The sequence below is a fragment of the Bacillus sp. SIMBA_031 genome (assembly GCF_046535225.1).
Classification (GTDB): domain Bacteria; phylum Bacillota; class Bacilli; order Bacillales; family Bacillaceae; genus Bacillus; species Bacillus velezensis.
In genome coordinates this window covers 1-278 of the sequence record NZ_JAWRXC010000155.1, presented here as the reverse complement: position 1 = coordinate 278, position 278 = coordinate 1, and the positions used below count along the sequence as shown (strand labels likewise).

The following is a 278-nucleotide window of genomic DNA, read 5'->3' as shown; positions in this document are numbered from 1 at the left end:
ATCATCATGGCGATCACACCGGTGGTAACGAAAACTTTGCTAAAGCCGGAGCCCATGTTATTGCCCACAATAATGTACATAAACGCCTAAAAGAAAAACATGGCGAAGGGTCGGATTACCTACCACGAATTAGTTTTGGTGATGATTTAACACTGCACTTTAATAATGAGCAAGCGCATGTTGTGCATTATCAACATGCCCATACCGATGGCGATGCGGTGATTTTTTTCAATAATGATAATATTGTGCACATGGGCGATATTTACTTTAACTTTGGC

General features: G+C 40.6%; 1 protein-coding gene. It reads left to right on the top strand.

The genetic code is table 11. From position 1 onward, the window contains the following. Positions 1-278, top strand: a 278-nt coding sequence (locus tag SB724_RS19870; RefSeq protein WP_410572531.1) for an MBL fold metallo-hydrolase, incomplete at both ends; no start/stop codon positions are given.